This is a genomic window from Streptomyces sp. NPDC002130 (assembly GCF_040296465.1).
In the GTDB taxonomy this organism is placed as follows: domain Bacteria; phylum Actinomycetota; class Actinomycetes; order Streptomycetales; family Streptomycetaceae; genus Streptomyces.
Genome location: NZ_JBEOXI010000322.1, coordinates 1 through 7,801 on the forward strand (window position 1 = coordinate 1; position 7,801 = coordinate 7,801).

Consider the following 7,801-nt stretch of genomic DNA (forward strand, 5'->3'; position numbering starts at 1 on the left):
CGGTGGTGCAGCACATCTACGGAGGAACGCGTGATCACATCTCGTCCGAAAATCGTGAGCATGAGCGACGTCGAGCCGAACCGCCGGCGAGGCGGTGACCTGCGTGCCATGCTCACTCCGGCCGCGGTCGGCGCCACCAGCGGTTTCATGGGCGTGGCCCTCATCGAGCCCGGTGACCGCATCGCCGAGCACTACCACCCGTACTCCGAGGAGTTCGTGTACGTGGTGTGCGGGCAGCTGGAGGTGGACCTCGACGGCGAGCCGCACCCGCTGCAGCCCGAGCAGGGGCTGCTGATCCCGCTCAACGTGCGCCACCGCTTCCGCAACGTCGGCGACGTGGAGGCGCGGATGGTCTTCCACCTCGGCCCGCTGGCCCCGAGCCCGCCGCTGGGCCACGTCGACACCGAGGAAACCGACGCCGAGTCCGCGGTGGTGGGAGCGGAGGCGGCCGCACGACGTCAGGTCCGGTCATGACGCGACGAGTGGTGGTCACCGGCATAGGCATCGTCGCTCCCGGCGGCATAGGCGTACCGGCGTTCTGGAACCTCCTGGCGGACGGGCGTACGGCGACCCGGGCCATCACGTTCTTCGACCCGTCCGGTCTGCGTTCCCGGATCGCCGCCGAGTGCGACTTCGACCCGGCAGCCCACGGTCTGGACGCGCGGGACGTGGAACGCTGCGACCGCTACATCCAGTTCGCACTGGTCGCGGGCGACGAAGCGGTACGGGACGCCGGTCTCGACGTGAGCGCCGAGGACCCGTGGCGCGTCGGTGTCTCGCTGGGCACCGCGGTCGGCGGCACCACCCGGCTGGAGCACGACTACGTCCTGGTCAGCAGCAGCGGACAGCACTGGGACGTGGACCACCGCAAGGCGGGCCCGGAACTGCACCGCGCGTTCTCGCCCAGCACGCTCGCCTCGACGGTGGCGGAGCGCTTCGGGGCGCGCGGCCCGGTGCAGACCGTCTCCACGGGCTGCACCTCCGGGCTCGACGCGGTCGGGTACGCCTTCCACACCGTGCAGGAGGGCCGGGCCGACGTGTGCATAGCCGGTGCCTCGGACTCGCCGATCTCCCCGATCACCATGGCGTGCTTCGACGCGATCAAGGCCACGTCCCCGAACAACGACGACCCGGCCCACGCCTCGCGTCCCTTCGACGCCGACCGCGACGGGTTCGTCATGGGCGAGGGCGGCGCCGTACTCGTCCTGGAGGAGCTGGAGCACGCCCGGGCCCGCGGCGCCCGCGTGTACTGCGAACTCGGCGGCTACGCCACGTTCGGCAACGCCTACCACATGACCGGCCTCACCAGCGAGGGCGTGGAGATGGCCCGCGCCATCGAGGACGCCCTGGACCACGCACGGCTCGACCCGACCGAGATCGACTACGTCAACGCCCACGGGTCGGGCACCAAGCAGAACGACCGCCACGAGACCGCCGCGGTGAAACGGGTGCTGGGCCCGCACGCCTACGACACCCCCATGAGTTCCATCAAGTCGATGGTGGGCCACTCCCTGGGCGCCATCGGAGCGATCGAGCTCGTCGCCTGTGTGCTGGCCCTGGCCCACCAGGTGGTACCGCCGACCGCCAACTACGAGACCCCCGATCCCGAGTGCGACCTGGACTACGTCCCGCGTGTCGCTCGGGAGCGCAAGCTCGCCGGCGTGCTCTCGGTGGGCAGCGGGTTCGGCGGCTTCCAGTCCGCGGTGGTCATGAACCGGCCGAGGGAGAAGACACGATGAGTGAACCCCGCCCACGGCGCGCGGCCGTCACGGGAATCGGTGTGGTCGCGCCCAACGGAGCCAGTACCGAGACCTTCTGGAAGTCCACCACGGAGGGCATCAGCGCCCTGGAGCGGATCACCCGGGAGGGCTGTGAACACCTGCCGCTGCGGGTGGCGGGCCAGGTGCGCGACTTCGACCCGTCGACGGCGATCGAGGAACGCTTCCTGGTCCAGACCGACCGGTTCACCCACTTCGCGATGGCCGCGGCCGACCTCGCGCTGGACGACGCCCGGCTCCACCGGCCCGAGACCGACGAGGCGCCGTTCTCCGTGGGCGTGGTCACCGCGGCCGGTTCCGGCGGCGGCGAGTTCGGACAGCGCGAACTCCAGCAGCTGTGGGGCAAGGGCAGTCGCTTCGTCGGCCCGTACCAGTCCATCGCCTGGTTCTACGCCGCCAGCACCGGCCAGATCTCCATCCGCCGGGGCTTCAAGGGACCCTGCTCGGTCGTCGCCGCCGACGAGGCCGGTGGCCTGGACGCCCTCGCCCACGCGGCGCGGGCCGTGCGGCGCGGCACCGACGTGATCGTGGCCGGTGCGACCGAGGCGCCGATCGCTCCCTACTCGGTGGTCTGCCAGCTCGGCTACCCAGAGCTCAGCACGGTCGACGACCCGACCCGTGCCTACCGCCCGTTCACGTCCGCTGCCTGCGGGTTCGTGCCCGCCGAGGGCGGCGCAATGGTCGTGGTGGAGGCCGAGGGGACGGCCCGGGCACGGGGCGCGCCCGTACGGGCCCACCTGGCCGGACACGCGGCGACCTTCACGGGAGCCTCCCGCTGGGAGGAGTCCCGGGAAGGGCTCGCGCAGGCCATCCGAGGAGCCCTGACCGAGGCCGACTGCGCTCCCGAGGACATCGACGTCGTCTTCGCCGACGCCCTCGGCATCCCGGAGGCGGACCGCGCCGAGGCCCTGGCCATCGCCGATGCTCTCGGGGCGCACGGCACCCGCGTGCCCGTCACCGCGCCGAAGACCGGGATCGGCCGGGCCTACTGCGCGGCGCCGCTGATCGACGCCGCGACAGCGGTGCTCTCGATGGAGCACGGCCTGATCCCGCCCACCCCCCATGTCTTCGACCTCTGTCACGACCTCGACCTCGTGACCGGCCGGGCCCGTACCGCCGAGGTACGCACGGCGCTGCTTCTCAGCCGGGGACTCATGGGGTCGAACTCGGCGCTCGTGCTGCGGCACGGCGCCACCGACGCCTCGTAGCGAGGCGCCGCGGAGCAGGAGAGGAAGGGAATGGCATGACCGACCGCATCACTGTGGAAGAGCTGGCCGAACTCATGAAGAAGTGCACCGGTGTCACCGTCACACCGGAGGACCTCCGCCGCGACGACACGGCCTTCGAAGGCCTCGGCGTCGACTCGCTGGGCCTGCTGGGCATCGTGGGTGAGCTGGAGAACCGGTACGGCACGCCGATGCCGACCGACGCCGAACGCTCCAAGTCGCCCCGGCAGTTCCTCGACCTCGTCAACAGCGCACTGCTGACAGGAGCATGAGATGACCGGACACACACAGAACGAGATCACCATCGCGGCGCCCTTGGACCTGGTCTGGGAGGTGACCAACGACCTGGAGAACTGGCCTCGGTTGTTCAGTGAGTACGCCTCCGTCGAGATCCTGTCCCGGGAGGGCCACAGGACGACCTTCCGGCTGACCATGCACCCGGACGAGAACGGCACCGTGTGGAGCTGGGTCTCGGAGCGCGAGCCGGACCGCGAGACGCTCACGGTCAAGGCCCGCCGGGTCGAGACGGGCCCCTTCGCCCACATGGACATCCACTGGCGGTACGAGGAGGTACCGGCCGGCACGCGCATGGTCTGGACACAGGACTTCGCGATGAAGCCGGACGCGCCGGTCGACGACGAGTGGATGACGGACAACATCAACCGGAATTCCAAGGTGCAGATGGCCCTGATCCGCGACCGCATCGAGAAGATCGCGGCGGAGCGCGGTGCGGCGCACCGTCTGAACGACTGAGCCGGACGGAGACCCACCCCATGCACCAAGCTCTGATCGTCGCCCGGATGGCCCCCGGATCGGCGCCCGACATCGCCAAGGTGTTCGAGGAGTCCGACCGGGGGGAGCTGCCGCGGCTCGTCGGGGTGACCCGGCGCAGCCTCTTCCAGTTCGGCGATGTGTACATGCACCTGATCGAGGCCGAGCGCGATCCCGGCCCCGCCATCGCCAAGGTCGCCGGGCATCCGGAGTTCCGGGACGTCAGCGAGCGGCTGGCCGCGTACGTCAGCGCGTACGACCCCGAGACCTGGCGTTCCCCCAAGGACGCCATGGCGCAGCGCTTCTACCTCTGGGAGCGTGAGCCGGCCGGCTGACCACCGCCTGTGACCACCGGTCGCCGGGTCCGCGACGCTGCGGCCCCGGCGACCGGTGGTCTGGCGGGTGGTTCCCGGGGCACGAGGACCCGCGGGACGCGGTCGGGATCAGCCGGGAACGTGGCAGTCGAACGCGTGCAGATAGGGGTTGACCGGGCTGATGTCGTCGATGACCAGGCCCGCCTCGTTCAGCCGGTCCACCATGCTCTGGGTGGTGTGCTTCGCCCCGCCCACGTTGAGGAGCAGCAGCAGGTCCATCGCGGTGCTGAACCGCATGGAGGGCGTGTCGTCGACGAGGTTCTCGATGACCACGACCCGCGTGCCGGGACCTCCGGCCTCACGGACGTTGCGCAACGTGCGGGCGGTGCTCTCGTCGTCCCACTCGAGGATGTTCTTGATGACGTAGACGTCGGCCTGCACCGGGACGGCCGTCCGGACGTCGCCGGGCACCACGCGCGCACGGTCGGCGAGGTCGCCGCCCGCGCGCAGCCTCGGCAGGGCGTTCTCCACCACCCGGGGAAGGTCGAGCAGCGTCCCGTGCATGGTGGGGTACTTGTCCAGCAGGCTCGCGACGACGTGCCCCTGGCCGCCGCCGATGTCGGCGACCGACGCGCTCCCCGACAGGTCGAGGAACTCGGCGACATCGCGCGCCGACTGCACGCTGGAGGTGGTCATGGCGCGGTTGAAGACGTCGGCCGACTCCGGGGCGTCCTCGTTGAGGTAGGGGAAGAACTCCTTGCCGTACAGGCCCTCCACCACGTTGCGGCCGGTGCGCACCGCCTCGTCCAGCTTCGGCCAGGCGTCCCAGGTCCACGGCTCGGTGCACCACAGCGTGATGGCACGCAGGCTGTTGGGGTCGTCCTCGCGCAGCAGCCGGGAGACGTCGGTGTGGGCGAAGGTCCCGTCCGGCTGTTCGGCGAAGACGCCGTAGCAGGACAGGGCCCGCAGGAGCCGTCGCAGCGGGCGGGGTTCGGTCTTCACCGCGGCGGCGATGTCCTCCACGGCCATGGGGGTGTCCCCGAGGGCGTCGGCGACGCCCAGCCGGGCGGCCGCGCGCAGGGCGGCGGCACATGCCGCCCCGAATGCGAGTTCCCGCAGCCGCATGGACGGCGCAGGGGCAGGCTGAGTGGTCGTCATGTGCCGCCTTCCTTCCTTCTTGGGTCATGTGAATCACGAGGATCACGGGGCATTCGTGCGAGCCCTGGGTTCACGGAGAGCGAGGCGGGCGGTCAGCACAGGCCGACGGGCCGGGACGACCCGCAGGAGTTGTCCTGGAACGTGTTGCCCTGACCGGGGTCCGCGTTGACCAGGTCTGCGGGGGAGTTGCCCTGCAGCAGGTTGGCGCTGATCCGGTTCCGCTCGCTGGGCGTGCCCACCAGGCTCTTGAACAGGACGATGCCTCCCGACAAGGGGGAGTTGCCGACGTTGTCCTTGATCACGTTGTGAGTGATCAGGTTGTCGTCGGCGCCCGTCACCACGATGCCGGATCCCTGCAGGGCGTCCAGCCGGGCGGTCTTCGGGCAGAACTTGTTGTTGCGCTCGATGCGGTTGGCGCGCACGGTCACGAAGCCCGCCTTGGGCTTGTTCTCGTCGCCGACGACGAAAACCGCCGCGCAGTTGCCCGTGAGGTGGTTGCCCTCGACGGTCAGGTTGCGCAGGCGGCGGACGGTGACGCCGATCCGGTTGCCCTCCAGCCGGTTGTGCTCCACCACGGTGCCCTCGGTGTCCGCGGCCCCCTGCTCCTCCTTCACCGTGTTGGCGAGGAGCAGACCCGCGTCGCCGTTGTCCCGGGCCGTGTTGCCGCGGAACACGCCACGGAGCGAGTGCTCGGTGGCGATGCCCCACACCCCGTTCCCGACCGCGGTGACATTCTGCACGGTCAGCCCGTCGGCCTCATGCGCGTAGAGGCCGGTCTTGTCGAAGCCGGTCACCGTCAGGGAGGCGATGGTGACGTCGTCGACGCCGTGGTCCTTCGTGCCCGTCACACAGATGCCGTTGCCGGCCGCGGCGCAGCTGTCGGCGGCCTTCGCGAGGGGCGATGCGGTGCTCGGGGCAGTGGTGGTGGTGCTGGTGCCCACCGCCGGCCGGAGCACCGTGCCGCGGCCCATGCCGTGCAGGGTGATCCCGGGCGTGGTCACGTTGACGCTCCCGTAGTGGGTGCCGCGCGCGAGCAGCACGGTGTCGCCCGACCGGGCGGCGTCCACCGCCTTCTGGATCGACTCTCCCGGTTTTACGACATGGACCGTGTGGGCGGCGGTGGGCGGAGCGGCGCCGAGGCCCGTCCCGACCAGCGCCGCCAGGCACGCCAGAGGTGCGATATGGCATTTCTTCATATCGCGCAGATTATGTCTGATACGTCGCGAAACGGCGGGTTGGTCCATCCGGCGGCGTGGCCCCGCCGGTCACTTGCCTGCCACCCGTGATCGGCGGGCAGCCGCTTCCGGACGCAGGGGGTGACGTCACGTCAGTCACGGGGCAGGAGGAACCGGGCGAGTGCGGCCGTCGCGAGGAGGAGGGCGGCGACCGTGAGGAGGCCGACGCGCATGCCCGGAAGGGAGAAGACCCCGCCGGGGCCGGAGAGCAGACCTCCGAAGAGGGCGACGGCGAGCGCACCACCGGTCTGGCGAAGGGAGTTGAGGAGCCCGGAGGCGGTTCCCGCGCGCTCCTGCGGGACGACGTCCATCAGCAGCGCGGTCACGGCGGGTACCGCCAGCGCCCCGCCGACGCTGAGCGGCAGCAGCAGGACGAGCACGAGCCACAGCGGGGTGTGTGCGGCGAGCGGCAGCATGGCCAGCATCGCTCCGGTGAAGACGAGCTGCCCGGTGACGATGACGGGGCGTCGCCCGACACGCTCGGCGAGGCGCGGCGACACCAGGTTGGTCGCCGTCACGACCACCGACAGCGGCACGAACATCAACCCGGCCGCGATGGCCGACATGCCGCGCAGCTGCTGGTAGTACAGCCCGAGCAGGAAGATCCCGCCGTAGAAGGCGGCGTTGATGGCGAAACCGACGGCGAGCGGGACGGCCACCCGGCGGTCCCTCAGCATGGCCGGCGGAACCATCGGCCGAGGGTGCCGTGCCTCCACCGCGCGGAACGCGCACCCGGAGACGAGCGCGAGCGCGGCAGCGCCCAGGACGGGTCCGCTGGTCCAGCCCAGGTGGCCGCCCTCGATCACGGCGAACGCCAGCCCCGACAGGGCCAGTACGGCGGTGAGCTGACCGGCGAGGTCCAGCGCGGCCGGCCGGCGCGGGGAGCGCGGCACCCGGAGCAACAGGCCCAGGACCACCGCGCCGACGGGGAGGTTGAGCAGGAAGACCGCCCGCCAGCCGGCCGTGTCGGTGAGCAGCCCGCCCAGCACGGGCCCCGCGGCCATCGCCACCGAGCCGCCGACCGTCCACAGGGCGATGGCCCGGGCACGCGCCCGCGCGTCCTCGTAGGCCTGCCGGATCAGTGCCAGCGAGGCCGGCATGACGATCGCGGCGGCAGCGCCCTGCGCCACGCGCGAGGCGATCAGCACACCGATGTCGGGTGCCAGCGCGCAGGCGAGGGAAGCGAGGGTGAACAGGGCGATGCCCCAGGCGTAGGCGCGGCGGGCGCCGGCGCGGTCGGCGAGCGCGCCTGCCGAGAGCATCAGGGCCGCGAACATCAGGGTGTAGGCGTCGACGACCCACTGCAGTCCGGACATTCC

9 protein-coding genes are annotated in these 7,801 nt (G+C 71.2%); 6 read left to right on the forward strand and 3 right to left on the reverse strand.

The genetic code is table 11. The features are described 5' to 3' along the window. Positions 1-30: 30 nt before the first annotated feature. Genes ABT116_RS36785 through ABT116_RS36810 form a run of 6 tightly spaced genes read left to right on the forward strand, consistent with a single transcriptional unit; the run spans position 31 to position 4,110 of the window. Complete coding sequence (locus ABT116_RS36785) at positions 31-474, forward strand: cupin domain-containing protein (RefSeq protein ID WP_502983999.1); 444 nt, start codon at positions 31-33, stop codon at positions 472-474. Continuing rightward, on the forward strand, positions 471-1,739 hold the full coding sequence (locus tag ABT116_RS36790; RefSeq protein WP_351643240.1) for a beta-ketoacyl-[acyl-carrier-protein] synthase family protein: 1,269 nt from the start codon (positions 471-473) through the stop codon (positions 1,737-1,739). Before ABT116_RS36785 ends, ABT116_RS36790 begins: the two co-directional genes overlap by 4 nt. Then, positions 1,736-2,986 (forward strand): ketosynthase chain-length factor, encoded by a 1,251-nt coding sequence (locus ABT116_RS36795; RefSeq protein WP_351643242.1) that lies wholly within the window; start codon positions 1,736-1,738, stop codon positions 2,984-2,986. Before ABT116_RS36790 ends, ABT116_RS36795 begins: the two co-directional genes overlap by 4 nt. A gap of 35 nt (positions 2,987-3,021) precedes the next feature. After that, positions 3,022-3,276: an acyl carrier protein gene (locus tag ABT116_RS36800; RefSeq protein ID WP_351643244.1), complete on the forward strand. Its 255-nt coding sequence runs from the start codon at positions 3,022-3,024 to the stop codon at positions 3,274-3,276. A 1-nt stretch (position 3,277) separates the two neighbouring features. Next, the gene (locus ABT116_RS36805; RefSeq protein ID WP_351643246.1) at positions 3,278-3,757 is read left to right on the forward strand and encodes an SRPBCC family protein; all 480 of its coding nucleotides are present in this window, start codon (positions 3,278-3,280) and stop codon (positions 3,755-3,757) included. Positions 3,758-3,777: 20 nt separating this feature from the next. Beyond that, on the forward strand, positions 3,778-4,110 hold the full coding sequence (locus ABT116_RS36810; RefSeq protein WP_351643249.1) for a TcmI family type II polyketide cyclase: 333 nt from the start codon (positions 3,778-3,780) through the stop codon (positions 4,108-4,110). 108 nt (positions 4,111-4,218) lie between these two features. Here the strand turns inward: ABT116_RS36810 and ABT116_RS36815 are convergent, their stop codons facing one another. From ABT116_RS36815 to ABT116_RS36825, 3 genes are all read right to left on the reverse strand, one after another. Further along, positions 4,219-5,247 carry a methyltransferase gene (locus ABT116_RS36815; protein WP_351643252.1) on the reverse strand — a complete coding sequence of 343 codons (1,029 nt, stop codon included), beginning with the start codon at positions 5,245-5,247 and terminating at the stop codon, positions 4,219-4,221. Positions 5,248-5,339: 92 nt separating this feature from the next. Continuing rightward, complete coding sequence (locus tag ABT116_RS36820; RefSeq protein WP_351643255.1) at positions 5,340-6,443, reverse strand: right-handed parallel beta-helix repeat-containing protein; 1,104 nt, start codon at positions 6,441-6,443, stop codon at positions 5,340-5,342. Positions 6,444-6,574: 131 nt separating this feature from the next. After that, the coding region (locus ABT116_RS36825; RefSeq protein WP_351643258.1) for an MFS transporter at positions 6,575-7,801 on the reverse strand (1,227 nt) is incomplete at its 5' end.